Source organism: Pseudomonas sp. NFX5 (assembly GCF_049132125.1).
GTDB classification, from domain to species: domain Bacteria; phylum Pseudomonadota; class Gammaproteobacteria; order Pseudomonadales; family Pseudomonadaceae; genus Aquipseudomonas; species Aquipseudomonas marginalis.
In genome coordinates, this window is sequence record NZ_JAFMZG010000016.1 from 149,243 (window position 1) to 174,828 (window position 25,586).

The window sequence follows — 25,586 nt, forward strand, 5'->3', positions numbered from 1 at the left end:
CCATCATGCAAACCGCCGCCGCTGTTGCCGATTTCCGTACTTACCCGAAACTCTGCGACCTCTCCGATGCACAGGTGCTGGACGATCAGGTTCGCGTGATATGGGCCGATGGTCGGGTCAGCCCGTTTCACCATCAGTGGCTGCGGGACAACTGCCCGTGCACGCAATGCGTGTACAGCGTGACCCGCGAGCAAGTGCTGGAAATTGTCGATGTGGATGAAAACCTCGGCGCCATCAGCGTGCGTATCGACCAGGGCCTCCTCAGCGTGGAATGGCACGGCGGTCATCGCAGCCGGTACGATCCCGGCTGGCTGCGGGCCCATGCCTACGACGATGAATCCCGCGCCGAACGCCGGGCGGCGAAAGCAAAATCGCGGCTCTGGGACAACACCTTCGAACTGCCTATATTCGACTACGCGGCGGTCATGCAAGACCCTGCGGCGCTGCTGCAATGGCTGCTGGCCTTGCGTGACGCGGGCCTGACGCAAATGCGCGGCGTACCCACCGAACCCGGCTCCCTGGCGCGTGTCGCCCAGCGTATTTCATTTATCCGCGAGAGCAATTTCGGCGTGCTGTTCAACGTGCAATCCAAGGCCGATGCCGACAGCAATGCCTACACCGCTTTCAACCTGCCCTTGCACAGTGATTTGCCGACCCGGGAGCTGCAACCGGGGCTGCAATTCCTGCATTGCCTGGTCAACGATGCCGACGGGGGCGAAAGTATTTTTGTCGATGGGTTTGCCATCGCCAATGCCCTGCGCGAGGAAGATCCCGAAGCGTTTCGTGCCTTGTGTGAAATACCCGTGGAGTTTCGCAACAAAGACCGCCACAGCGACTATCGTCGCCTCGCGCCGATCATCGCATTGGACGCCTTGGGGGATGTGGCAGAGATTCGCATGGCCAACTTCTTGCGTGGGCCGTTCGAGACGTCGGTGGCGCAGATGCCGTTGCTGTATCGGGCTTATCGACGCTTTATCGCGATGACGCGCGAGGCGCGCTTTCGGCTGGTCAAGCGCCTGGACCCGGGCGAGCTGTGGTGCTTCGATAACCGCCGCACGTTGCATGCGCGCAATGCGTTTGATCCCACCTCCGGGGCGCGGCACTTTCAGGGTTGCTATATCGACCGGGACGAACTGCTTTCACGAATCCTGGTGCTGCAGCGCTAAAAAAGCCCCGGTCCAGCCGTGACTGGATCGGGGCAGAGTGCCTTGTGTGAGCCGTACATCCCGAGGGTGACCAAACCTTCAAGCTGCTTGCTGATGGACAGTGTGCCTATTACTTCAGTGGGTAAATGGCCCGAAAACGACACGCTCATAGCCATCTGAGCCATTCGTGCATTCTGCCCTTGCCGACCGGCCGGGGGCCTACCAGAATCCAAGTCGATCCCCGCTCCCTTCACCAGGATAAACGTCATGATGCATGCGGATTTGATTGACCAGGATGACCTGCTGAGCCAACTGCGCTCCCTGGGTTTCGAGGTGTCCAGCGGCGCCAGCGCCGAACAGGCTTGCGAGTGCGCGGTACGCGGTTTGAGCGAAGCGCGGGCCAAGGCCCTCAAGGGTATGGTTGAGCAGATGTACACTGGCAGTGCGACGATTTTGCCGGCGGTGCGCCAGGCGATCGACAAGCAGTTGTTACCAGCGCTGATGCAGTTCAAGCAGAACTCCGGCGCCTGACAGACCGCTATCAGGGGGCAAGCCCCCTCCCACATCTGGCCATGTTCGTCATGACAACTCGGTCAAGTGTGGGAGGGGGCTTGCCCCCGATGCAGTCAACTCGGTTTAGAGCCGTACGCTCGCAAACGTCGACTCATTGCGCGCCTGGCTCAGCGCCGCCATCGGTCCCGACAGCGGTGACAACACCAGCGCCTGCGGAATCGGCATCATCGCCACCTGCTGGGTGGTGTTGGAGCCTACGCGCTCATCCCGTGGCGGAATGCCGAAGTATTCGCGGTAGCACTTGGAGAAGTGTGGCGTGGAGACAAACCCGCACACCGAGGCCACTTCGATGATCGACATCGGCGTTTGCTTGAGCAACTGCCGCGCGCGAATCAGGCGCAGCTTGAGGTAATAGCGCGACGGCGAGCAGTGCAGGTATTTCTGGAACAGCCGCTCCAGCTGGCGACGCGACACGGCGACGTACACCGCCAGTTCGTCGAGGTCGATCGGCTCTTCGAGGTTGGCTTCCATCAGCGCGACGATTTCCTGCAGCTTCGGCTGGTTGGTGCCCAGCATGTGCTTGAGCGGCACACGCTGGTGATCCTGTTCGTTGCGGATGCGCTCGTACACGAACATCTCGGAGATAGCCGCCGACAGTTCGCGGCCGTGGTCGCGGCTGATCAGGTGCAGCATCATGTCCAGCGGCGCGGTGCCGCCCGAACTGGTGAAGCGGTTGCGGTCGAGGGTGAACAAACGGGTGCTCATCGACACACGCGGGAAGGCTTCCTGCATCGACGCCAGGCATTCCCAGTGCACGCTGCAATCGAAGCCGTCGAGCAGACCGGCACAGGCCAGGGCCCAGCTGCCGGTGCACACCGCGCCAAGGCGACGGGACTGGCGCGCCTGGCTTTGCAGCCACGACACATGCTCACGGGTCACGGTACGCTGGATACCCACGCCGCCGCACACAATCACAGTGTCCAGGGCCGGGGCTTTGTGCATGGAGGCATCGGGGGTGATTTGCAGACCGTCGCTGGCCCATACCTGGTTGCCGTCGACACTCAGGGTTGTCCAGCGATACAGCTCGCGGCCGGACAGCTGGTTGGCCATGCGCAGCGGTTCCACGGCCGACGCCAGGGAAATCAGCGTGAAATTGTCCAGCAGCAAAAAGCCGATGGATTGAGGCGCACGGTTCTGGGGTTGGGCCCCTGAGTTGAACGACGTCATCGCGGTATCTCCTCACACAAAGCGGGTGATGGCCTCAGGCGAGGCTCTTGTTATTGCGCTCTTCATCCGGCAAGGCGAGAGGCTTTGAATTGGTAGAGCAAATGCCATGCCTAAATTTGAATGGCCATTCAACAAATCCTGAAAACGACCTGATGACGCGTCTAAATAAGCCCACGCGAGGAGTACGGGATATGGCTGAAATAGACGTCGGAGCGGCCCTGCTCAAGGTGTGTGAGCAGTTCGGTATCACTTGTGGGAAGGCGCTTTCAGCGCGTAGGAAAAGTCTGTCACCGCACGCACAGGTGACGGGTGGTCGAGGGGAAAATCGTTTGGAAGCTACTTATCTGTTTGCGACGCGCTAAAAGGTGGCGATTTTGGTTGGTGTGTTCACTTGTAGTGAGCGGGCTCGCCCCGCGCTGGGTGGCGAAGCCGCCCCAAAATCAGGCGACCGGGTTTTATCTGAAACTATGTGGTGCCTTTACCCAGCGCGGGGCAAGCCCGCTCACCACAAAGGCCCTGTTCATCACAACAAGCTAATCAGCACTCCACCGCACTGACCGCCAACCCGCCCCGGGACGTCTCCTTGTACTTGTCATGCATATCCGCCCCGGTATCGCGCATGGTGCGGATCACGCGGTCCAGGGAGATAAAGTGCTGGCCATCACCGCGCAGGGCCATCTGCGCCGCGTTGATCGCCTTCACCGCGGCAATCGCATTGCGCTCGATGCACGGCACTTGCACCAGCCCGCCCACCGGGTCGCAGGTCAGGCCGAGGTTGTGCTCAAGGCCGATCTCGGCGGCGTTGCACAGTTGCTCCGGGGTTGCGCCGAGGATCTCCGCCAGCCCGGCAGCGGCCATGGCGCAGGCCGAACCCACTTCACCCTGGCAACCGACTTCGGCGCCGGAGATCGAGGCGTTCTTCTTGCACAGGATCCCCACCGCCGCCGCACTGAGCAGGTAGTCGACCACGTTGGCTTCGGTGACTTCGTCGCTGAACTTCATGAAGTAGTGCAGCACCGCCGGAATGATCCCCGCCGCACCGTTGGTGGGCGCCGTGACCATGCGTCCACCGGCGGCGTTTTCTTCATTCACCGCCAGGGCGAACAGGTTGACCCACTCCATCGCACTCAAGGTCGAGCCGATCACATTGGGCTTGTTCAACTCCTGCAGACTGCGGTGCAACTTGGCGGCGCGACGGCGCACATTGAGGCCGCCGGGCAGGATGCCTTCGTGCTTGAGGCCCTCCTCCACGCACGCCTGCATAGCGCGCCAGAGTTTCATCAGACCACTGCGGATTTCGTCTTCGGAGCGCCAGACTTTTTCATTGGCCAGCATCAACTCGGCAACGCGCAGGTTGTGGGTCTTGCACAAGTGCAGCAGTTCCACCGCGCTGGAGAAATCATAGGGCAACTCGGTGCGGTCCATGTCTGCCACGCCGCTCTGCGCCTGGGATTCATCCACCACGAAACCACCGCCCACTGAGTAGTAGGTGTCGCGGTGCAGCTCGCCTTCATCGCCGTACACCAGCAGGGTCATGGCGTTGGGGTGGAACGGCAGGTTTTCGTCGAGCAGGCGCATGTCCCGGGCCCACACGAACGGCACGGGCAAACGCCCGTCGAGCAGCAATGTGTCGGTTTCGCGCAGGGTGTGGATGCGCAGGCCGATCTGCGACGGATCGATCGCGTCCGGCCACTCGCCCATCAAGCCCATGATGGTGGCGGTGTCGCTGCCGTGGCCGATGCCGGTGGCGGACAGCGAACCGTACAGCTGAACTTCGACACGCCTGACTTGTTCCAACAGTTCACGTTCACGTAACCCCTGGACGAACAACGCCGCGGCGCGCATAGGGCCGACGGTGTGAGAACTGGAAGGCCCGATGCCGATCTTGAACAGGTCGAAAACACTGATAGCCATTGCGGTAGAACTCCTCGATAAGCACGGCCAGGCTTGAACGAGGTGCTACGCTCAGATCGCCCAGATGGCGGCATCATCAAGCTTTTGCTGTCGCTCACGGCGTCTCACACCGACGCACCCATGCTCACCAGCGTCGCTCCCGTGCGATCGCCTGTTTCAGCCGTTTTTAGCGGTGCAGATGGGCAAAAACAGCGGTTTTACCTTGGGAAAAACCTGTAAGCGACGTCACCGACACTGGATACGACCCTCCCTGTACTGGATACGACGCCCCCTGTAGGCGTCAGATTTTCACTGGTACATGATCAGTCTCGACTCGTTTGCAAGGCACCGTGGCAGAGCTGTTGCCGCACGCTCCAACCGCAACACTTATAAAGCGCGGCGAATGCCGCCAGAAAAAACACAGGAGTCTACCCAGATGAAAGGTTCACCCTCGTTGTTGTTGGCCGCCATGCTGAGTCTGCCAGTCATGGCGCACGCCGCAGAACCGGAACAGTGCAAGACCGTCAACTTCTCCGATGTCGGCTGGACCGACATCACCGTCACGACCGCGACCACCAGCGAAATCCTCAAGGGCCTGGGCTACAAGACCAAGACCACGATGATTTCCGTTCCTGTGACCTACAAGTCCCTGGCCGACGGCAAGAACATGGACGTGTTCCTCGGCAACTGGATGCCGACCATGGAAAACGACATCAAGCAGTACCGTGATGCCGGCACCGTGGAAACCGTGCGCGCCAACCTGGAAAACGCCAAGTACACCCTGGCGGTACCCGAGGCGCTGTACAACAAGGGCCTGAAAGACTTCGCCGATATCGCCAAATTCAAGGATGAGCTGGGCGGCAAGATCTACGGCATCGAGCCGGGTAACGACGGCAACCGCACCATCCAGACGCTGATCGACAAAGACGCCTTCGGCCTCAAGACCGCCGGTTTCAAAGTGGTCGAATCCAGCGAAGCCGGGATGCTTTCCCAGGTTGAGCGCGCCACCAAGCGTGACCAGGCCATCGTGTTCCTCGGCTGGGAACCGCACCCGATGAACACCCGCTTCAAGATGAAGTACCTGACCGGGGGTGACGATTCGTTCGGCCCCAACTACGGCCAGGCCACCATCTACACCAACACCCGCAAGGGCTACACCGAGGAATGCAGCAACGTCGGTCAGTTGCTGAAAAACCTGGTGTTCACCTTGAACATGGAAAGCACCCTGATGGGTAACGTCCTGGACGACAAGATGAAGCCCGATGCCGCCGCCAAGGCCTGGCTGAAAAAGAACCCGCAAGTCCTCGACACCTGGCTCGCCGGAGTCAATACCGTCGATGGCAAACCAGGCCTGGAGGCCGTCAAAGCGTATCTCGCCAAGTAATCCCGCTGACCCCGGGGCGGTGCGCTGCCCCGGGATGTTTTCCCTCTTCGCATGTGGACATTCACTACCATGCTGACTGAACAGAAAATCCCACTAGGCCAGTACATCGCTGCCTTCGTCGAATGGTTGACCCAACACGGCGCCAACTACTTCGACGCAATCGCATCGACACTGGAAACGATGATCCACGGCGTGACGTTCGCGCTGACCTGGTTCAATCCGCTGGCATTGATCGGTCTGATTGCGCTGCTGGCTCACTTTATTCAACGTAAATGGGGACTGACTGTTTTTGTCATCGCCTCCTTCCTGCTGATCCTCAACCTGGGGTACTGGCAGGAAACCATGGAGACCCTCGCGCAGGTGCTGTTCGCCACCCTGGTCTGCGTGGTCATCGGTGTGCCGCTGGGCATTGTTGCCGCGCACAAACCGCTGTTCTACACCATGATGCGGCCGGTGCTCGATCTGATGCAGACCGTACCGACCTTCGTCTACCTCATCCCTACCCTGACCCTCTTCGGGCTGGGTGTGGTGCCTGGGTTGATTTCCACGGTGGTGTTCGCGATTGCCGCGCCGATCCGCCTGACCTACCTGGGTATCCGTGATGTACCGCAAGAGTTGATGGACGCCGGCAAGGCCTTTGGCTGCTCGCGCCGTCAGTTGCTCTCGCGCATTGAACTGCCCCACGCCATGCCGAGCATCGCTGCCGGTATTACCCAATGCATCATGCTGTCGTTGTCGATGGTGGTGATCGCCGCCCTGGTGGGCGCCGACGGCCTCGGCAAGCCGGTGGTCAACGCGCTGAACACCGCCGATATCGCCCTGGGCTTCGAAGCCGGCCTGGCGATTGTGCTGCTGGCCATCATGCTCGACCGCATCTGCAAACAACCCGACGCCAAAGTAGGGGGTGATGCATGAGCATTATCCGATTCGACAATGTCGACGTGATCTTCTCCAAAGACCCACGCGAAGCGCTCAAGCTGCTGGACCAGGGCATGAGCCGTAACGAAATCCTGAAAAAGACCGGGCAGATTGTCGGCGTTGAAAAGGCCAGCCTGGATGTGGAAAAAGGCGAGATCTGCGTGCTGATGGGCCTGTCGGGCTCCGGCAAGTCGAGCCTGCTGCGCTGCATCAACGGCCTCAACACCGTCAGCCGTGGCCAGCTGTTCGTCGAGCATGAAGGTCGCCAGATCGACATCGCCTCCTGCAGCCCCGCCGAGCTGAAAATGATGCGCACCAAGCGCATCGCCATGGTGTTCCAGAAGTTTGCCCTGATGCCCTGGCTGACGGTGCGCGAGAACATCAGCTTTGGTCTGGAAATGCAGGGCCGCCCGGAAAAAGAACGGCGCAAGCTGGTGGACGAGAAACTCGAGCTGGTGGGCCTGACCCAGTGGCGCAACAAGAAGCCCGATGAGCTGTCCGGCGGCATGCAACAACGCGTCGGCCTGGCCCGCGCGTTGGCGATGGATGCCGACATCCTGCTGATGGACGAGCCCTTCTCCGCCCTCGACCCGCTGATCCGCCAGGGCCTGCAGGACGAGTTGCTGGAACTGCAAAGCAAACTGAGCAAGACCATCGTGTTCGTCAGCCACGACCTCGACGAGGCACTCAAGCTGGGCAGCCGCATCGCGATCATGAAAGACGGCAAGATCATCCAGTACAGCGTGCCGGAAGAGATCGTGCTGAACCCGGCGGACGACTACGTACGCACCTTCGTCGCCCATACCAACCCGCTGAACGTGCTGTGCGGCCGCAGCCTGATGCGCACGCTGGACAACTGCAAACGCGTCAACGGCTCGGTGTGCCTCGACCCGGGCGGCGATTCGTGGCTGGACCTGTCCGAAGGCAACACCATCCAGGGCGCCCGCCAGAATGGCGTGGTGATGAACCTGCAAAACTGGGCACCGGGGCAACCGGTGGAAGGTTTGGGCCGGGTACCGACCCTGGTGGATTCGAATATCGGCATGCGTGATGCGCTGCAGATTCGTTACCAGACGGGGAACAAGCTGGTGTTGCATGACAACAACCAGGTGGTGGGGATCCTCGGCGACAGTGAGCTCTACCACGCCCTGTTGGGCAAAAACCTGGGCTAACACACACTGCAAAACAACTGTGGGAGGGGGCTTGCCCCCGATAGCGGTGGATCAGTAACAGATGGACTGACTGACACACTGCAATCGGGGGCAAGCCCCCTCCCACATTTTTTGCCCCAGTGGCGTCAGTGACACCACCGGGCTTTCAACGCATCAGCTATAGACACGGCCAAGGAGCTGCCGATGGCTTTCAAACTGATCGAGCACGTCCCGGGTGATCTGTTCCTGGGCGAAGCCCATCAGGTCGTATTCCTGAGGCCCGTTGTGCAGGTACACCTCGGCCCGGTAATAGCGGGTGCGTTCTTCTTCGGGCAGGTCGCTCGGTGCCGACGAGTAAGCATCCAGGCTCACCTCATAAACGAAGGGGTTGCCCTCTTCCATCTCGATGCGAACACCGATGCAGCGCTTGGATTTACCCAGCAGCGTCTGCACTTCCAAACCTTGTTCACGCAACGCCGTCGCCGCTTCTTCCAGCGCCGGCGTGACGTGCTTGTCCATAAAGCGCTGCACAGTGCCCTGGCTCGGTTGCAGGTCGAGTGCCGTCAAGCGCTCGCTGAAGCCACGACGCCCGCGTTCAGCCAGTTGCGCCTGCTCCTGTTCGATCGCCACGTCCTGGCGCATCGCCTTGTGCAAACCGAACATAAAGAAAATCAGCACCACCGAGAACGGCAGCCCCGCCAGCACCACCATGGTTTGCATGGCTTCGAAGTTGCCGGCAAACAGCAGGCCGATGGTCACCAGGGTGATCACAGCCGACCAGAAGATGCGCAGCCAGTGCGGCGCATCTTCATCCACATTGCCGCCTTTGCAGGAAAGGTTGGCCATCATCACCGCGCCGGAATCCGCCGGGGTCAGGAACAGCACAAAGCCCACGAAGATCGACACGCCGATAACGATTTTCGACGCCGGGTAATGCTCCAGCAACTGGTAGATAGCCATGGACGGTTGTTCCAGCGCCGTCTTGCCCAACTCCACCGCACCATGGTTCAACACCAGGTCCAGCGCCGAGTTACCGAAGATCGACAGCCACGCCAGGGTAAAGCCCAGGGGAATCAGCAACACGCCGGCCACCAGTTCACGCACCGTGCGGCCACGGGAAATCCGCGCGATGAACATGCCTACGAATGGCGCCCAGGAAATCCACCAGGCCCAGTAGAACAGGGTCCACAGGCCCATCCAGCGTTCGGTCTTGTCACCGTCGCCTTCGTACACATAGAGGTCGAAGGTTTTCAGCACGATGCCGTTGAGGTAGTCGCCGGTGTTCTGCACCAGGCCATTGAGCAGGTGCAGGGTCGGGCCGAACAGCAGCACGAAGATCAGCAAGCCGCTGAACAGCACGATGTTGAGGTTGGACAGGCGGCGGATGCCGTTCTCCACGCCCGACACGGCGGCGATGGTCGCCACGGTGCTCATCACAATGATTACGATCAGCAGGTTGGTGTTGCTGTGCGCCATGCCGAACAGGTTTTCCAGGCCGGACGACACCTGCATCGAACCGATGCCCAGGTTCGTTACCAGGCCCAGCAGGGTCACGAACATGCCGAAACCGTCCACCGCGTGACCGGCCGCGCCCTTCACCCAACGCTCACCCACCAGCGGGTACAACGCCGAACGCAAGGCCAGCGGCTGGTTATGCCGGTAGGCGAAGTACGCCACCGCCAGGCCGACCAGCGCATAGATCGCCCAGCCATGCAGGCCCCAGTGCAAAAAGGTCAACTGCAACGCCTGGCGTGCCGCGCCATTGCTGGCGGCGGCGCCTTCGGGCGGGTTGAAGTAGTGATCCAGCGGCTCGGAGGCACCGAAGTACAGCAACGAGATACCGATGCCCGACGAGAACAGCATGCCGGCCCAGGCGCCGTAGCTGAAGTCCGGGGTGTCGTCCTTGCTGCCCAGTTTCAACTTGCCATAGGACGAAAACGCCAGGCCGACCACAAACACCAGGTAAGCGGCGATGACCACCATGTAGTACCAGCCGAAGCTTTTGGAAAGCCAGGCCTGGGCTACGCCGAGCATGCGCCCGGCCTCCTGCGGGGCGATGATCAGAATGGCGGTCAACAACAGAATCAGTGCGGTGGAGGTGTAGAACACCCAACCGTTGACCCGTACCTTTTCCGGCGGGGTCTTTATAAGAGAGGCAGAACTCATGGCGCAGATGCTCCGGGCAGTGCGAGAGAGAAACACAAGGCAGCGGTTATCCCGACCTATCGATTTTTCGGCAGTCGACGGACGGGTGTTATAAAGACACCCCGAAAATCCTTGAGCCCCACCAGGCAGTGGGCAGGCCTTGATACCGCCTGTTTCAAAGGTTTTTGCAGGTGCCGGATGTCGCGGCCCTCACGTAGGAAATACCTGTAGACAGCGACCATTTGTCGCAGAGCTTATTCTTTGTTGATTGAACGTTCAATCAAAACAAAATAGACTGGCCTTCAAGTCGACGAACGTTCATCGCCCGTCGGCAGGCCTAAGGAGAGGTGCTACATGCCCAAGGTCGGTATGCAACCCATACGCCGCCAACAGTTGATCGAAGCCACGTTGACGGCCATCGACCAGGTCGGAATGGGAGATGCCAGCATTGCGCTGATCGCCCGTTTGGCCGGGGTCTCGAACGGCATCATCAGTCACTACTTTCAGGACAAGAACGGCCTGATCGCCGCGACGATGCGCTACCTGATGAACATGCTGATCGAGAACGTCCACGAACGCAGGCTTGCGCTGAAGGACGACAGCCCACGGGCGCACCTTCGGGTGATCATCGAGGGCAACTTCGACGCCAGCCAGGTCAATGGCCCGGCAATGAAAACCTGGCTGGCCTTCTGGGCCACCAGCATGCATCACCCGTCATTGCACAGGTTGCAGCGGATCAACGATCAACGTCTGTATTCCAACCTGTGCTGCCAGTTCCGCCGAGTGCTGCCGCTGCCGCACGCACGCAAAGCAGCCAGAGGCCTGGCGGCCCTGATCGACGGTTTGTGGTTGCGCGGTGCCCTGTCGGGGGACGCTTTCGACACGGCGCAGGCGCAACGGATCGCTTACGAATACATGGATTTCCAATTGGCCAAGCAGGTGAGTTAGAGCCCTTATAAACGCTCAACCCCTGAACGTCCGCCGCCCAGTGTTGCCACACCCTCATGGCCCACTTTGCGGTGGGTAACGCCAACCACTTATGCACTTGCGAGGACTTTATGGCCCGTTTCGACCTGCAAAAACTCTACATTGACGGCGGCTACAGCGACGCTGGCAGCGATGCCACCTTCGACGCCATCAACCCGGCTAACGGTGAAGTTCTCGCCCAAGTGCAACGCGCCACGTTCGACGACGTTGAACGTGCCGTGGTCAGCGCGGAAAAAGGCCAGAAAATCTGGGCCGCCATGACCGCCATGGAGCGTTCGCGCATCCTGCGTCGTGCCGTCGACATCCTGCGCGAGCGCAACGACGAACTGGCCGCCCTGGAAACCCTGGACACCGGTAAAGCCTTCTCCGAAACCCAGTACGTCGACATCGTCACCGGCGCCGACGTGCTGGAATACTACGCAGGCCTGGTACCGGCCATCGAAGGCGAGCAGATCCCGCTGCGCGACACCTCGTTCGTCTACACCCGCCGCGAGCCCCTGGGCGTGGTCGCCGGTATCGGCGCCTGGAACTACCCGATCCAGATCGCCCTGTGGAAATCCGCACCGGCCCTGGCCGCCGGCAACGCGATGATCTTCAAGCCAAGCGAAGTCACCTCGCTGACCACCCTGAAACTGGCCGAGATCTACACCGAAGCCGGCGTTCCAGCAGGCGTGTTCAACGTCTTGACCGGCAGCGGCCGTGAAGTCGGCACCTGGCTGACCGAGCACCCGCGCATCGAGAAAGTCTCGTTCACCGGCGGCACCGACACCGGCAAGAAAGTCATGGCCAGCGCTTCGAGCTCGTCGCTCAAGGAAGTGACCATGGAACTGGGCGGCAAGTCGCCGCTGATCGTGTTCGAAGACGCCGACCTGGATCGTGCGGCCGACATCGCGATGATGGCCAACTTCTACAGCTCCGGCCAGGTCTGCACCAATGGCACCCGCGTGTTCGTGCCCAAGCACCTGCAAGCGGCATTCGAAGCCAAGATCGTTGAGCGTGTTGCGCGCATCCGCGTTGGCGACCCGCAGGACGCCAACACCAACTTCGGTCCGCTGGTCAGCTTCGCCCACATGGAAAGCGTGCTGGGCTACATCGCCAAAGGCAAGGAAGAAGGCGCCCGCGTGCTGTGCGGCGGCGACCGCCTGACCGACGGCGACCTGGCCAAAGGCGCCTTTGTGGCCCCGACCGTGTTCACTGACTGCACCGACGAGATGACCATCGTCCGTGAAGAAATCTTCGGCCCGGTGATGAGCATCCTCACCTACGAAACCGAAGAAGAAGTGATCCGCCGCGCCAACGACACCGACTTCGGCCTGGCTGCGGGCCTTGTGACCAAGGACCTGAACCGCGCCCACCGCGTGATTCACCAGCTGGAAGCGGGCATCTGCTGGATCAACGCCTGGGGCGAATCCGACGCGAAGATGCCGGTGGGTGGCTACAAGCAATCCGGTGTGGGCCGTGAAAACGGCATCAGCTCGCTGAACAACTTCACCCGCATCAAATCGGTACAGGTTGAGCTGGGCGACTACGCCTCGGTGTTCTAAGACCCGGGTTTTGTCGTGCCTTTGAGGCCGTCATCGGGGCAGGCCCCCGATGAGGCCCGACCTGCTGACCACACTTCAAAGAGGGTGCATTTATGTCCCAAGAATACGACTACATCATTGTGGGTGCCGGCTCCGCCGGTAACACCCTGGCAACCCGCCTGACCGAAGACGAAGGCGTCACCGTCCTGCTGCTGGAAGCCGGCGGCCCCGACTACCGCCTCGACTTCCGTACCCAGATGCCCGCCGCCCTGGCCTTCCCGCTGCAAGGCCGGCGCTACAACTGGGCCTACGAAACTGATCCGGAGCCACACATGGACGGCCGCCGGATGGAATGCGGTCGCGGCAAGGGCCTGGGTGGTTCTTCGCTGATCAACGGCATGTGCTACATCCGTGGCAACGCCATGGACTACGACAACTGGTCGAAACTGCCAGGCCTGGAAGACTGGAGCTACCTCGACTGCCTGCCGTATTTCCGCAAGGCCGAAACCCGCGACATCGGCCCCAACGACTGGCACGGCGGCGATGGCCCGGTCAGCGTGACCACGCCTAAAGCCGGCAACAACCCGCTGTTCCACGCCATGGTGGAAGCGGGCGTGCAGGCCGGTTACCCGCGCACCGAAGACTTGAACGGCTACCAGCAGGAAGGCTTCGGCCCGATGGACCGCACCGTCACGCCTAACGGCCGTCGCGCCAGCACCGCGCGCGGTTACCTGGACATAGCCAAGAAGCGCTCCACACTGACCATCGTCACCCACGCCCTCACCGACAAGGTGTTGTTCGAAGGCAAGCGTGCCGTTGGCGTGCGTTACCTGATCGGTGCCGCCGAAGAGCGCGTGGAAGCCCGTGCGCGTAAAGAAGTGCTGGTGTGCAGCGGCGCAATCGCTTCGCCGCAGCTGCTGCAACGCTCCGGCGTCGGCCCGGCCAAGCTGCTGGAAAGCCTCGACATCCCGGTGGTCCACGACCTGCCCGGCGTCGGCGAAAACCTGCAGGACCACCTTGAGCTGTACCTGCAATATGCATGCACCCAGCCGGTGTCGCTGTACCCGTCGCTGCTCTGGTACAACCAGCCGGCCATCGGTGCAGAGTGGCTGTTCAACGGCACCGGCATCGGCGCCAGCAACCAGTTCGAAGCGGGTGGTTTTATCCGTACCCGTGAAGAATTCGAATGGCCGAACATCCAGTACCACTTCCTGCCGGTCGCGATTAACTACAACGGCAGCAACGGAGTGAAAGAGCACGGCTTCCAGGCGCACATGGGCTCCATGCGCTCGCCGAGCCGTGGCCGCGTGCAACTGAAGTCGAAGAACCCACGGGACTACCCGAGCATCCTCTTCAACTACATGGCCACCGAGCAGGACTGGCAGGAATTCCGCGACGGCATCCGCCTGACCCGTGAAATCATGCAGCAGCCGGCACTGGACCCGTACCGTGGCCGCGAAATCAGCCCGGGCATCGAGGTGCAAACCGATGAGCAGTTGGACAAGTTCATCCGCGAGCACGCCGAGACCGCGTTCCACCCGTCCTGCTCATGCAAGATGGGCGACGACGAGATGGCCGTGGTCGATGGCGAAGGCCGCGTGCATGGCATGCAGGGCCTGCGCGTAGTCGATGCGTCGATCATGCCGATCATCACCACCGGCAACCTGAACGCACCGACGATCATGATCGCCGAGAAAATCGCCGACAAGATCCGTGGCCGCCAGCCGCTGCCGCGCAGCACCGCCGACTACTACGTGGCCGGCGATGCGCCGGTACGTGGCAAGCCGTTGCGTGAAGTGGGACCATTGGCGCAATAACGCCAAACTCTGTGGTGAGCGGGCTTGCCCCGCGCTGGAGTGCGCAGCGCTCCCAAGATTTTGGGGGCCGCCGCGCAGCCCAACGCGGGGCAAGCCCGCTCGCCACAGGGGCACTTGCCACAAAGAATCACCTCTCCTTGATCGCTCCCCAGCCCCGGCCTACTCTGTGTGCCTGCCCGCGCTGAGCCGCCCACAAGGAAGGCCCCATGTTCGAACACCACGCCACACTCAAGCAGCACTTCAGTGCCCTGCGCACCACCGCCGAATTTTTCTCCCTGCGTTACGTGCGCGAGTCCGGCCAGTACCTGTCGGTGCGCAAGAACGTCGCCGAACCGCCGCACCTGAACCACGACGAAGGCGCCATGCTCACCGTGCGTTTGAACGGTGTGGAAACCTACGCCGCGACCCACGATATTTCCCTGCCTGGCCTGCAAGCCGCCCTCGAGCGCGCCGAACAGCAAGCACGCCTGATAAAACCTCACGCCCTGCTCGACCTGCGCGACCAACCGGTGTCCAGCGACGTCGCCGACTACCTGTCGCCGCACCTCGAGCACGCCTTCCCGTCCTTGAGCGACTGCTACCAACTGCTCGGCGATGAGTCCTCTGCGGTGCCCCAGGACGAGCGCCTGGTGAACTGGGAAGTCAGCCTCGGCCTGACCCATGTCGAGCAGATCTACCTCAACAGTGCCGGCGCCGAACTGCGCCAGGCCCAGCGGTTTGTGTTCCCCGGCGTCAACGTCACCGCCTACGACGGCACCGACAGCCAATCGCGCACCCTCGGCGGCAGTAACTTCGGCCAGCAAGGCGGGTTTGACGTGATCAGCCGCTTCGGCCTGGTGGGCGCCGCGCCGCGCATTGCCGACGAAGCCCTGCAACTGCTGCTGGCGCCCAACACGCCCCAGGGCCCGCGCGACCTGCTGCTGATGCCCGACCAGATGATCCTGCAGATCCACGAGTCCATCGGCCACCCCCTGGAACTCGACCGCATTCTCGGCGACGAGCGCAATTACGCCGGCACCAGTTTTGTGAAGGCCAGCGACTTCGGCCAGCTGCAATACGGCTCCAAGCTGTTGAACGTGACGTTCGACCCGGACATTCCCGAGCAACTGGCCAGCTACGGCCATGACGACGACGGCACCGCCGCCAGCAAGCAATTCCTGATCCGCGAAGGGCTGCTGCTCAAGCCGCTGGGTGGGGCGTTGTCGCAGTTCCGTTCGGGCATGGGCGGCGTGGCCAACAGCCGCGCCAGCAGCTGGAACCGCGCGCCGATCGACCGCATGGCCAACCTGAATATCGAAGCCGGCGATAAGAGCCTGGCGCAACTGATCGGCGGCATCGACAGCGGCATCCTGATGTCGACCAACCGCTCGTGGTCCATCGACGATGCGCGCAACAAGTTCCAGTTCGGCTGCGAGTGGGGCCAGTTGATTGAAAACGGCGAGCTCAAGGGCGTGGTAAAGAACCCCAACTACCGGGCGATTTCCGCGCAGTTCTGGCGCAACCTCAGCGCCGTGGGCGACGCCAGCACCTTCAAGGTGCTGGGCACGCCGAACTGCGGCAAGGGCGAGCCCAACCAGGTGATCCGCGTCGGCCATGCGTCGCCGGCCTGTGTGTTCAGCAACGTTGACGTATTTGGAGGAGATGCCGAATGAACACCTTCAAGGCATTGGTGCAGTGGCTCAAGCAGGCCATCACCGACAAGGAACAATTCCACCTGGGCTATGCGGCAGAATCGTCCGAGTTCGTGCGCTTCAACCACGCCAAGGTGCGTCAGGCCGGGCACGTGCAGCAGGCCAGCCTCAACCTCAAGCTGATCAACGATGGCCGCCATGCCGACCTCGGCATCACCCTGGCCGGCGAGCCCGAGCTGGATCTCCAGCGCCTCGCCGACGGCCTGCGGCAATTGCGCGAAACCCTGCCGCTGCTGCCCCATGACCCGTACCTGCTGCTCAACCACAACGCCTGGCAAAGCCACCACGAACAGGCCCGCCCCTTGCCCGACCTGGCCCAGGTACTGGAAGAAATCAGCCAGGCCGCCGATGGCCTCGACCTGGTCGGCTTCTATGCCGCCGGCCCGATCAGCCGGGGCTTCGCCAGTTCGGACGGTGCGTTTGGCTGGCATCAGGCCAATAGCTTCAACTTCGATTTCAGCCTGTTCCACGCCAATGGCGAGGCGGTAAAAGCCAGCTACGCCGGCGACGCCTGGGACAGCGCCGAGTTCGCCCGGCGCTTCCAGCTGGCGCGTGAACAGCTGGAATTCCTCGGCCGCCCGCTGCACACCGTGGCGCCCGGGCAGTACCGCGCCTACCTCGCGCCGGCGGCGTTGGAAGAAATCATCAGCATCATCACCTGGGGTGGTTTTTCCGCCCAGGCCATCGCCAGCAAAGGCAGCTCGTTGCAACGGCTGTATGCCCGCGAGCAGTCCTTGAGCCCCCTGGTGACGGTGAAAGAACATATCACCGACTCCCTGAGCCAGGCGTTCTCCAGCGAAGGCTACCCGCGCAGTGACGTCACCCTGATCAATGCCGGCCAGGCCGAGGGCCAACTGGTGAACTCCCGCAGCGCCGCCGAATATGGCCTCAGCGCCAACGGCGCCAGCGGCGATGAGTCACCGAGCGCCTTGCAGATCGCGGCGGGCAACCTGGCCCAGGCCGAGATCCTCAAGCAACTGGGCACCGGGCTCTACATCAGCAACCTGTGGTACCTGAACTACTCCGACCTGCCCGCCGCACGCCTGACCGGCATGACGCGCTTCGCCACGTTCTGGGTGGAAGACGGCGAGATCAAGGCGCCGGTCAGCACCATGCGTTTTGATGACAGCGTCTACCAGTTGCTCGGTTCGCAACTGGAAGCGCTGACCGCCGAGCGGGAACTGCTGCTGTCGGCCAGCACTTATAGCCAGCGCAATACCGCATCCAACCTGTTACCGGGTGCCCTGGTTAAACGCCTGACCCTGACCCTGTAGATACACCCCCCTGTGGGAGCGGGCTTGCCCTCTCCCACCTTGTCCTGTGCTGATTTCAGACATCCCGGTTTCAGCCCTTCCTACCGTAGATTCTCTTCCTCCCAGTCTGCACGGGCAGCCTGTTGTCGCCTGCGGAAAACCTCGTTATAACGGTTAGTGGCACCCCGCCACCTCACCCACGAGAGCACGACCTTGCCCGGGAAGGGCAAGCTGGAGCGTTGACATGAACCATGGAAGTTTTGTCATAGAAAAGCTGTTCAAGCACTACAACGTTCATGTTGAGCAGTTGGGAAACGATTCGGAAAAGAAGACCATCCTGATGGTCAATGGCGCACTGTCCACCACACGCTCATTCGCCCGTACCAGCAAATGCCTGGCCGAGCATTTCAATGTGTTGTTGTTCGACCTGCCCTTCTCGGGCTATTCCCGCGAACACAACACCGACCTGGATCTGGTGACCAAGGATGACGAGGTGCAAATCCTGCGCGCCCTGGTCGAGCGCTTCCAGGTCAACCACCTGGTCTCGGCCTCCTGGGGCGGCATCTCCACGCTGCTGACCCTGGCGCACAACCCGCCGTCGATCGAAAGCTCGGTGGTGATGGCCCTGGCGCCCAACCTCAACCAGGCCATGCTCGACTATGTGGAGCGCGTGCGGGTGCTGATCGAGGCCGATGACAAATCCGCCGTCGGCCACCTGCTGAACGAGACCGTCGGCAAATACCTGTCGCCACGCCTCAAGCGCAACAACCATCGGCACCTGTCGAACATGGCCACCACCGAGTACCGTCAGGCGCGCTTTCATATCCACCAGGTGCTGGCATTGGGTGATGGCAACTACCTGCCGGCGCTGCGGCAGATCGAAACCCCGGTGCACTTTCTCAATGGTGCGCTGGACGAATACACCCCCGCCGCCGAGGCCCGACTGTTCAAACAGTACGTGGGCCACAGCAGCTTTGCGGTGGCCGAACACACTGGGCATTTACTCGACCTGGAGTCCCGCGAGGCGGCTTTGGCGGTGCACCGGGCGTTGTTGGATTTCCTGGTGGGAGAGCACGCGAACTTGTCGGACTTAGATGAACCGCCAGTGGGAAAAGGAGCGACGAATGGCGCATAATCGCCGACACATAGCCGGCTAACAAAAAGGTACCCCATGCCAGATCGTGCCCCTCTCGATGCCAAGACCGCCCGCTGGCTCCCCTGGGTGGTCGCGATTGCCTTCTTCATGCAATCGCTGGATGGGACGATTCTCAACACGGCACTGCCGGCCATGGCCCGGGACCTGGCAGAAAACCCGCTGCGCATGCAAGGGGTGGTGATCGCCTACATGCTCACCGTCGCCTTGCTGATCCCGGCCTCGGGCTGGATCGCCGACCGCTTCGGTACCAAAAAAATCTTCTTTGGCGCGATCATGCTGTTCAGCATCGGCTCCTTGCTGTGCGCCCTGTCCAGCAGCCTGACCATGCTGGTGGGCGCGCGGGTCATCCAGGGCCTCGGCGGTGCGCTGATGCTGCCGGTCGGGCGGCTCGTGGTGCTACGTGCCTACCCCCGCTCCGAACTGGTGCGGATCATGGGCTTCATCACCATCCCCGGTCTGCTCGGGCCCTTGCTCGGCCCGACCATGGGCGGCTGGATGGTGCAATACCTGACCTGGCACTGGATCTTCCTGATCAACCTGCCGGTGGGCATGATCGGTTGCTACGCCGTGTGGAAATTCATCCCCGACCTGCGCGGCAGCGAGCGCACACGCTTCGATGGCCTCGGCTTTCTGTTGTTCGGCGCGGCGATGGTGCTGATCACCATTGCCATGGAAGGCCTGGGCGAGCTGCACCTGCCGCACCTGCGGGTGATGCTGCTGCTGTTCGGCGGGTTGGCGTGCCTGGCGGCGTACTGGCTGCGCGCCGGGCATATCGATAACCCGCTGTTTTCACCGGCGCTGTTCAAGACCCGCACCTTCGCGGTGGGCATCCTCGGCAACCTGTTCGCGCGCCTGGGCAGCGGTGCCTTGCCGTTCTTGGTGCCGTTGCTGCTGCAGGTGGCCCTGGGGTACTCGCCGTCCCAGGCCGGCATGAGCATGCTGCCCCTGGCGGCGGCGGCGATGTTCGCCAAGTCGGTGGCGCGTCCGTTGATCGAGCGCCTGGGTTATCGCGTCGTACTGACCGGCAACACCCTGGCCCTGGGCATCATGCTGGCGAGCATGGGCCTGGTCAGCGAACAGACGCCCTACCCGCTGCTGCTGGCCATGCTGGCGGTGCTGGGGGCGATCAACTCGCTGCAATTTACTGCGATGAACACCGTCACCCTCATCGACCTCGATGACGCCCAGGCCAGCAGCGGCAACAGTCTGCTGTCGGTGGTGGCGCAACTGTCCCTGAGCCTGGGGGTGGCCTGCGCCGGTGCATTGCTCGGCGGGTTTACCGCCGAGTCGGGCAACGACGGCGTGAGCACGGTGCTCGGCGCGTTCCAGCTGACCTTCCTCACCGTGGGCATCATGGCAATGCTGGCGGCGGCGATCTTCCTGCAACTGTCGCCCCAAGACGGCAAACGGGCGGCCAGCCCGGAACAGCATATCGAGCATTAACCGGCGTCTCGTCTAGAACTTGCGGGGAAATTCCCACAGGGCTGGTACACTGCGCGACATTTTGTTTTGCAGAGCCAGTCCCGTGACTACCATCGCCACCGCTTTTAATACTTTGCCCCTGTCCGCCGCCATGCTGGCTAACCTCGACTCGCTGGGTTATGTCGAGATGACGCAGATCCAGGCGCAAAGCTTGCCGGTGATCCTCAAGGGGCTGGACCTGATTGCCCAGGCCAAGACCGGCAGCGGCAAGACCGCGGCGTTCGGCATTGGCCTGCTGAACCCGATCAACCCGCGCTACTTCGGCTGCCAGGCCCTGGTGATGTGCCCGACCCGTGAGCTGGCCGACCAGGTCGCCAAGGAAATCCGCCGCCTGGCCCGCGCCGAAGACAACATCAAGGTCCTGACCCTGTGCGGCGGCGTGTCCCTCGGCCCGCAGATCGCTTCCCTGGAGCACGGCGCCCACGTGATCGTCGGCACCCCGGGCCGTATCCAGCAACACCTGCGCAAGGGTTCGCTGGTGCTGGACGGCTTGAACACCCTGATCCTCGACGAAGCCGACCGCATGCTCGACATGGGCTTCTACGACGCCATCGAAGACATCATCAGCAAGACCCCGCCGCGCCGCCAGACCCTGCTGTTCTCGGCCACCTACCCGGTGAGCATCAAGCAACTGGCCTCGAAATTCATGCGCGCGCCGCAGCAAGTGAAAGCCGAAGCGTTCCACTCCGACGACCAGATCGAGCAGCGTTTCTACGAGATCTCCCCGGAAGAACGCATGGACGCCGTGACCAAGGTACTGGCGCATTTCCGCCCGGCCTCCTGCGTGGCGTTCTGCTTCACCAAGCAGCAAGTGCAGGAAACCGTCGACCACCTGACGGCCAAGGGCATTTCCGCCGTCGGCCTGCATGGCGACCTGGAACAGCGCGACCGTGACCAGGTATTGGCGATGTTCGCCAACCGCAGTACCTCGGTGCTGGTGGCCACCGACGTCGCCGCCCGCGGCCTGGACATCGACGCGCTGGACATGGTCATCAACGTCGAACTGGCCCGCGACTCGGAAATCCACATCCACCGCGTGGGCCGTACCGGTCGCGCCGGTGAGACCGGCATCGCCATCAGCCTGGTGGCGCCGTCCGAAGCACACCGCGCCCAAGCCATCGAGCAACTGCAGAAGTCGCCGCTGAACTGGGACCAACTGGACAACCTCAAGCCGCAAAGCGGTGGTCCGCTGCTGCCGGTGATGAGCACCCTGTGCATCGCCGCCGGACGCAAAGACAAGGTGCGCCCAGGCGACATCCTCGGCGCATTGACCGGCGAAGCCGGCATCCCGGGTGCCCAGGTCGGCAAAATCGCGATCTTCGACTTCCAGGCCTTCGTGGCCGTGGAACGCGGCATCGCCAAGCAGGCGTTGCAGCGCTTGAACGACGGCAAGATCAAAGGCCGCTCGTTGCGTGTGCGGATCCTGTAACACGATCTCCGCACCAATGGAGATCCAATGTGGGATGGGGCTTGCCGTGGTGAGCGGGCTTGCCCCGCGCTGGGCTGCGAAGCAGCCCCATTGAATCGGGAGCAAGCTCCCCTCACCACAGCAACCCCCCTCCCACAATTTTGATTGCATTCCAGACCCGTATTTTTGTGAGGACATTGCTGTGCGCTCGACCGAAGTTGTGATCATTGGCGCCGGCGCCGCAGGCTTGATGTGCGCACTGACCGCCGCCGGGCGTGGGCGCAAGGTGATGTTGCTCGACCATGCGAACAAGGCCGGCAAGAAGATCCTGATGTCCGGCGGTGGCCGCTGCAATTTCACCAATATGTACACCGAGCCGGCCAACTTCCTCTCGCACAACGCGCACTTCTGCAAGTCGGCCCTGGCCCGTTACACTCAGTGGGATTTCATCGGCCTGGTGGCCAAGCACGGCGTGCCGTACCACGAGAAGAAACTCGGCCAGCTGTTCTGCGATAACAAATCCAGCGACATCCTCGGCATGCTGTTGGACGAATGCATCCAGACCGGCGTGAGCCTGCACCTGGACACTTCGATTGAAGAAATCGCCAAGCTCGACAGCGGCTACCAGTTGCAAACCACCTTGGGTGAACTGCGCTGCGAATCCCTGGTGATCGCCACCGGCGGCCTGTCGATCCCGACCCTGGGCGCCAGCGGTTTTGGCTATCAAGTCGCCAGGCAGTTCGGCCACGAGCTGTTACCGACCCGCGCCGGGCTAGTGCCGTTCACCATCACCGACCAGCTCAAGGACTTGTGCGGCGAGCTGTCCGGGACCTCGGTGGATTGCCTGGTCAGCTGCAACGGCCAGAGCTTTCGCGAGAACCTCCTGTTTACCCATCGCGGCCTCAGCGGCCCGGCGATTCTGCAGATTTCCTCCTACTGGGAGTCCGGCGACACGGTGGAGATCAACCTGCTGCCCGACCACGACGCCCACACCTGGCTGCAACAGCAACAGGTCGAGCGCCCCAACAGCGAGCTGAAAACCCTGCTGGGTGAAATCTTCACCAAGAAGATGGCCAACCTGCTGGCGGAAACCTGGTTCGCGTCCAAGCCGATGAAGCAGTACACCCACGCTGAAGTGGCCGATATCGCGCAAAAACTCTCGAGCTGGCAACTGGTGCCGGCGGGCACCGAGGGCTACCGTACGGCCGAGGTGACCTTGGGCGGGGTGGATACGCGGGAAGTCTCGTCCAAGACCATGGAATCGCTGAAAAGCCCGGGCTTGTACTTTATTGGGGAAGTGCTGGATGTGACCGGGCATCTGGGCGGGTTTAACTTCCAGTGGGCCTGGGCCTCGGGTTACGCCGCAGCGCAGTACGCCTGATGAATGTGGGAGGGGGCTGGCTCCCTCCCACATTTGATTTGCGGTATGCCTGGGAATAATTTGCTGCCAGATGTGATCACCACCCTTGCCGTGGCGTCACTGATGGCTCAATTTAGCGGCATCGTCCCGGAAGACTCCAGACTTCATGTCATCGACCTCGTTCAAGCAGTCCATGCGGCGCCTGTGGGCGCTGGATAAATTCAGCTACAGCATCCGGGTGTTTATCGCCCTCACCGGCAGCATGGCGCTGTGCTGGTATCAGGATGAAATGACCCTGCTGATCCCGCTGTTCCTGGGGATTATCGCCAGCGCCCTGGCCGAGACCGACGACAGTTGGCAAGGCCGCCTCAACGCCCTGGCGGTGACGCTGGTGTGTTTCAGCATTGCCGCGCTGTCGGTGGAGCTGTTGTTCCCCTACCCCTGGATTTTCGCCATCTCCCTGGCCCTGGCCACGTTCTGCCTGACCATGCTCGGCGCCTTGGGCGAACGCTATGGTGCGATTGCTTCGGCCACCTTGATCCTGTCGGTCTACACCATGATCGGCGTGGACCAGCGCGGCGGCGCCGTCAGTGATTTCTGGCATGAGCCGTTGCTGCTGGTGGCCGGCGCCGCCTGGTACGGCGCGTTGTCGGTGCTGTGGCAGGCGCTGTTTTCCAACCAGCCGGTGCAGCAGAGCCTGGCGCGGTTGTTCCGTGAGCTGGGGCGCTACCTGAAGCTCAAGTCGTCGTTGTTCGAACCGATTCGCCAACTGGACGTGGAAGCCCGCCGCCTGGAACTCGCCCAGCAAAACGGCCGGGTGGTGGCGGCGCTGAATGCGGCGAAGGAAATCATCCTGCACCGCGTCGGCAATGGCCGACCCGGCTCGAAGGTCAGTCGCTACCTCAAGCTGTACTTCCTGGCCCAGGACATCCACGAACGCGCCAGCTCGTCCCACTATCCTTACAACGCCCTGGCCGATGCGTTTTTCCACAGCGATGTGCTGTTCCGCTGCCAACGCCTGCTGCGCCAGCAAGGCAAGGCCTGCCAGGCCCTGGCCGAGTCGATCCAGTTGCGTCAGCCGTTCATCTATGACGACAGCTTCGCCGAAGCCCTCAGCGACCTGAACGCCTCCCTGGAACACCTGCGCATCCAGAGCAACCCGGCCTGGCGCGGCCTGCTGCGCTCCTTGCGCGCCCTGGCGGCCAACCTGTCCACCCTCGACCGCCTGCTCGGCGACGCCAGCAACCCCGACGCCCTGGCCGACGCCACCGACAGCAACCTGCTGGACCGCGCCCCACGCAACCTGAAGGAAATGTGGACGCGCCTGCGCACCCAGCTCACGCCGACATCGCTGCTGTTCCGCCACGCGCTGCGCCTGTCCCTGGCACTGACCGTCGGCTACGGCATGCTGCATGCGATCCACGCCTCCCAGGGCTACTGGATCATCCTCACCACGCTGTTCGTTTGCCAACCGAACTACGGTGCCACGCGGCGTAAGCTTGGCCAGCGGATCATCGGCACCGCCATCGGCCTCACCGTGGCGTGGGCGCTGTTCGACCTGTTCCCAAGCCCGCTTGTGCAATCGATGTTCGCCATCGCCGCCGGCCTGGTGTTCTTCATCAACCGCACCACCCGCTACACCCTGGCCACGGCGGCGATCACCCTGATGGTGCTGTTCTGCTTCAACCAGGTGGGCGATGGCTACGGACTGTTCCTGCCACGCCTGTTCGATACCCTGCTCGGCAGCCTGATCGCGGGCCTGGCGGTGTTCCTGTTCCTCCCGGACTGGCAAGGCCGGCGCCTGAACAAAGTGCTGGCCAACACCCTGACCTGCAACAGCATCTACCTGCGCCAGATCATGCAGCAATACGCCGCCGGCAAGAGCGACGACCTGGCCTACCGCCTGGCCCGGCGCAATGCCCACAACGCCGATGCGGCGCTGTCCACCACCCTGGCGAATATGCTGATGGAGCCTGGGCATTTCCGTAAGGAAGCGGATGTGGGCTTCCGCTTCCTGGTGCTGTCGCACACCTTGCTCAGCTACCTGTCGGGGCTCGGGGCACACCGCGAAACCCAACTGCCGGCCGAGGTGCGCGCGCACTTGATCGATGGCGCCGGCAATAGCCTGGCGGCGAGCATTGACGAAATCGCCACCGGGCTGGCGAACAAGCAGCCGATTGCGATTCAGAGCGATGCCGAGGAGGCCCTGGCGGCGGACCTGGAGCAGATGCCGGATGAGATTGATGAAGGGCAGCGGCTGGTGCAGACGCAGTTGGCGTTGATATGCAGACAGTTGGGACCGTTGCGCACGCTGGCGGCGCATTTGATCAAGGACACCAGCGCGGCTTAGACCGCTATCGGGGGCAAGCCCCCTCCCACATGTTGACTGTGTTTACAAATCAAAACTGTGGGAGGGGGCTTGCCCCGGTACAAACCGGGGACATCGTTTACATTTCTAACCGGGGACATGGTTTACAGGCTAATACGCATGATCAGGAGGTAACTGATCATGCCCTGGAACCAAGAGTCCCCC

General features: G+C 62.1%; 18 protein-coding genes. 15 read left to right on the forward strand and 3 right to left on the reverse strand.

Annotation, left to right across the window (positions count from 1 at the left end; translation table 11 throughout):
* The first annotated feature begins 5 nt into the window (after positions 1 to 5).
* Together J1N02_RS11035 and J1N02_RS11040 are read left to right on the forward strand one after the other, a co-directional pair.
* Positions 6 to 1,166, forward strand: a complete 1,161-nt coding sequence (locus J1N02_RS11035; RefSeq protein ID WP_098480799.1) for a gamma-butyrobetaine dioxygenase — start codon at positions 6 to 8, stop codon at positions 1,164 to 1,166.
* Positions 1,167 to 1,412: 246 nt separating this feature from the next.
* Complete coding sequence (locus tag J1N02_RS11040) at positions 1,413 to 1,676, forward strand: hypothetical protein (RefSeq protein ID WP_027606014.1); 264 nt, start codon at positions 1,413 to 1,415, stop codon at positions 1,674 to 1,676.
* A 105-nt stretch (positions 1,677 to 1,781) separates the two neighbouring features.
* Here the strand turns inward: J1N02_RS11040 and J1N02_RS11045 are convergent, their stop codons facing one another.
* Both J1N02_RS11045 and J1N02_RS11050 read right to left on the reverse strand, forming a co-directional pair.
* Positions 1,782 to 2,885 (reverse strand): GlxA family transcriptional regulator, encoded by a 1,104-nt coding sequence (locus J1N02_RS11045; protein ID WP_065925468.1) that lies wholly within the window; start codon positions 2,883 to 2,885, stop codon positions 1,782 to 1,784.
* A 537-nt stretch (positions 2,886 to 3,422) separates the two neighbouring features.
* Positions 3,423 to 4,799: an L-serine ammonia-lyase gene (locus J1N02_RS11050; protein ID WP_098480798.1), complete on the reverse strand. Its 1,377-nt coding sequence runs from the start codon at positions 4,797 to 4,799 to the stop codon at positions 3,423 to 3,425.
* 415 nt (positions 4,800 to 5,214) lie between these two features.
* On the opposite strand from J1N02_RS11050, the gene J1N02_RS11055 reads away from it, so the two are divergent.
* From J1N02_RS11055 to choV, 3 genes are all read left to right on the forward strand, one after another.
* Positions 5,215 to 6,162: a choline ABC transporter substrate-binding protein gene (locus J1N02_RS11055; protein ID WP_027606017.1), complete on the forward strand. Its 948-nt coding sequence runs from the start codon at positions 5,215 to 5,217 to the stop codon at positions 6,160 to 6,162.
* A gap of 69 nt (positions 6,163 to 6,231) precedes the next feature.
* The gene (gene choW, locus J1N02_RS11060) at positions 6,232 to 7,077 is read left to right on the forward strand and encodes a choline ABC transporter permease subunit (protein WP_016972877.1); all 846 of its coding nucleotides are present in this window, start codon (positions 6,232 to 6,234) and stop codon (positions 7,075 to 7,077) included.
* Positions 7,074 to 8,252: a choline ABC transporter ATP-binding protein gene (gene choV, locus J1N02_RS11065; protein WP_027606018.1), complete on the forward strand. Its 1,179-nt coding sequence runs from the start codon at positions 7,074 to 7,076 to the stop codon at positions 8,250 to 8,252. Before choW ends, choV begins: the two co-directional genes overlap by 4 nt.
* A 153-nt stretch (positions 8,253 to 8,405) precedes the next feature.
* Here choV and J1N02_RS11070 read toward each other — a convergent pair whose 3' ends face one another.
* On the reverse strand, positions 8,406 to 10,340 hold the full coding sequence (locus tag J1N02_RS11070) for a BCCT family transporter (RefSeq protein ID WP_223841653.1): 1,935 nt from the start codon (positions 10,338 to 10,340) through the stop codon (positions 8,406 to 8,408).
* Between the two features lie 390 nt (positions 10,341 to 10,730).
* Between J1N02_RS11070 and betI the strand changes: the two genes are divergently transcribed.
* From betI to yccS, 10 genes are all read left to right on the forward strand, one after another.
* The gene (gene betI / locus J1N02_RS11075) at positions 10,731 to 11,324 is read left to right on the forward strand and encodes a transcriptional regulator BetI (protein WP_027606020.1); all 594 of its coding nucleotides are present in this window, start codon (positions 10,731 to 10,733) and stop codon (positions 11,322 to 11,324) included.
* A 110-nt stretch (positions 11,325 to 11,434) separates the two neighbouring features.
* The gene (betB, locus tag J1N02_RS11080; RefSeq protein WP_027606021.1) at positions 11,435 to 12,907 is read left to right on the forward strand and encodes a betaine-aldehyde dehydrogenase; all 1,473 of its coding nucleotides are present in this window, start codon (positions 11,435 to 11,437) and stop codon (positions 12,905 to 12,907) included.
* A gap of 92 nt (positions 12,908 to 12,999) precedes the next feature.
* Complete coding sequence (betA, locus tag J1N02_RS11085; protein WP_027606022.1) at positions 13,000 to 14,703, forward strand: choline dehydrogenase; 1,704 nt, start codon at positions 13,000 to 13,002, stop codon at positions 14,701 to 14,703.
* Between the two features lie 206 nt (positions 14,704 to 14,909).
* Positions 14,910 to 16,355: a TldD/PmbA family protein gene (locus J1N02_RS11090; RefSeq protein WP_027606023.1), complete on the forward strand. Its 1,446-nt coding sequence runs from the start codon at positions 14,910 to 14,912 to the stop codon at positions 16,353 to 16,355.
* Positions 16,352 to 17,668, forward strand: coding sequence for a TldD/PmbA family protein (locus J1N02_RS11095; protein WP_421147353.1), 1,317 nt, complete (start codon positions 16,352 to 16,354; stop codon positions 17,666 to 17,668). The genes J1N02_RS11090 and J1N02_RS11095 overlap by 4 nt, the downstream gene beginning before the upstream one ends.
* Positions 17,669 to 17,891: 223 nt before the next feature.
* Positions 17,892 to 18,782 (forward strand): alpha/beta fold hydrolase, encoded by an 891-nt coding sequence (locus J1N02_RS11100; RefSeq protein WP_027606025.1) that lies wholly within the window; start codon positions 17,892 to 17,894, stop codon positions 18,780 to 18,782.
* A 36-nt stretch (positions 18,783 to 18,818) separates the two neighbouring features.
* Entirely contained in the window at positions 18,819 to 20,246 is a 1,428-nt protein-coding gene (gene mdtD, locus J1N02_RS11105; RefSeq protein ID WP_027606026.1) for a multidrug transporter subunit MdtD, read from the forward strand.
* A gap of 130 nt (positions 20,247 to 20,376) precedes the next feature.
* The gene (gene dbpA, locus J1N02_RS11110) at positions 20,377 to 21,714 is read left to right on the forward strand and encodes an ATP-dependent RNA helicase DbpA (RefSeq protein WP_235865629.1); all 1,338 of its coding nucleotides are present in this window, start codon (positions 20,377 to 20,379) and stop codon (positions 21,712 to 21,714) included.
* 181 nt (positions 21,715 to 21,895) lie between these two features.
* On the forward strand, positions 21,896 to 23,074 hold the full coding sequence (locus J1N02_RS11115; protein WP_421147354.1) for an NAD(P)/FAD-dependent oxidoreductase: 1,179 nt from the start codon (positions 21,896 to 21,898) through the stop codon (positions 23,072 to 23,074).
* 145 nt (positions 23,075 to 23,219) lie between these two features.
* Complete coding sequence (gene yccS / locus J1N02_RS11120) at positions 23,220 to 25,403, forward strand: YccS family putative transporter (protein WP_092489475.1); 2,184 nt, start codon at positions 23,220 to 23,222, stop codon at positions 25,401 to 25,403.
* The last annotated feature ends 183 nt before the right edge of the window (positions 25,404 to 25,586 follow it).

What these genes read in the sequence shown, in the direction of transcription:
- choW (WP_016972877.1), top strand. Translation starts at nt 6,232, where the DNA reads ATGCTGACTGAACAGAAAATCCCACTAGGCCAGTACATCGCTGCCTTC.
- betA (WP_027606022.1), top strand. Translation starts at nt 13,000, where the DNA reads ATGTCCCAAGAATACGACTACATCATTGTGGGTGCCGGCTCCGCCGGT.
- mdtD (WP_027606026.1), top strand. Translation starts at nt 18,819, where the DNA reads ATGCCAGATCGTGCCCCTCTCGATGCCAAGACCGCCCGCTGGCTCCCC.
- J1N02_RS11050 (WP_098480798.1), bottom strand. Translation starts at nt 4,799, where the DNA reads ATGGCTATCAGTGTTTTCGACCTGTTCAAGATCGGCATCGGGCCTTCC.
- J1N02_RS11095 (WP_421147353.1), top strand. Translation starts at nt 16,352, where the DNA reads ATGAACACCTTCAAGGCATTGGTGCAGTGGCTCAAGCAGGCCATCACC.
- J1N02_RS11100 (WP_027606025.1), top strand. Translation starts at nt 17,892, where the DNA reads ATGAACCATGGAAGTTTTGTCATAGAAAAGCTGTTCAAGCACTACAAC.
- J1N02_RS11055 (WP_027606017.1), top strand. Translation starts at nt 5,215, where the DNA reads ATGAAAGGTTCACCCTCGTTGTTGTTGGCCGCCATGCTGAGTCTGCCA.
- J1N02_RS11090 (WP_027606023.1), top strand. Translation starts at nt 14,910, where the DNA reads ATGTTCGAACACCACGCCACACTCAAGCAGCACTTCAGTGCCCTGCGC.
- betI (WP_027606020.1), top strand. Translation starts at nt 10,731, where the DNA reads ATGCCCAAGGTCGGTATGCAACCCATACGCCGCCAACAGTTGATCGAA.
- betB (WP_027606021.1), top strand. Translation starts at nt 11,435, where the DNA reads ATGGCCCGTTTCGACCTGCAAAAACTCTACATTGACGGCGGCTACAGC.
- J1N02_RS11045 (WP_065925468.1), bottom strand. Translation starts at nt 2,885, where the DNA reads ATGACGTCGTTCAACTCAGGGGCCCAACCCCAGAACCGTGCGCCTCAA.
- yccS (WP_092489475.1), top strand. Translation starts at nt 23,220, where the DNA reads ATGTCATCGACCTCGTTCAAGCAGTCCATGCGGCGCCTGTGGGCGCTG.
- J1N02_RS11035 (WP_098480799.1), top strand. Translation starts at nt 6, where the DNA reads ATGCAAACCGCCGCCGCTGTTGCCGATTTCCGTACTTACCCGAAACTC.
- choV (WP_027606018.1), top strand. Translation starts at nt 7,074, where the DNA reads ATGAGCATTATCCGATTCGACAATGTCGACGTGATCTTCTCCAAAGAC.
- dbpA (WP_235865629.1), top strand. Translation starts at nt 20,377, where the DNA reads ATGCTGGCTAACCTCGACTCGCTGGGTTATGTCGAGATGACGCAGATC.
- J1N02_RS11040 (WP_027606014.1), top strand. Translation starts at nt 1,413, where the DNA reads ATGATGCATGCGGATTTGATTGACCAGGATGACCTGCTGAGCCAACTG.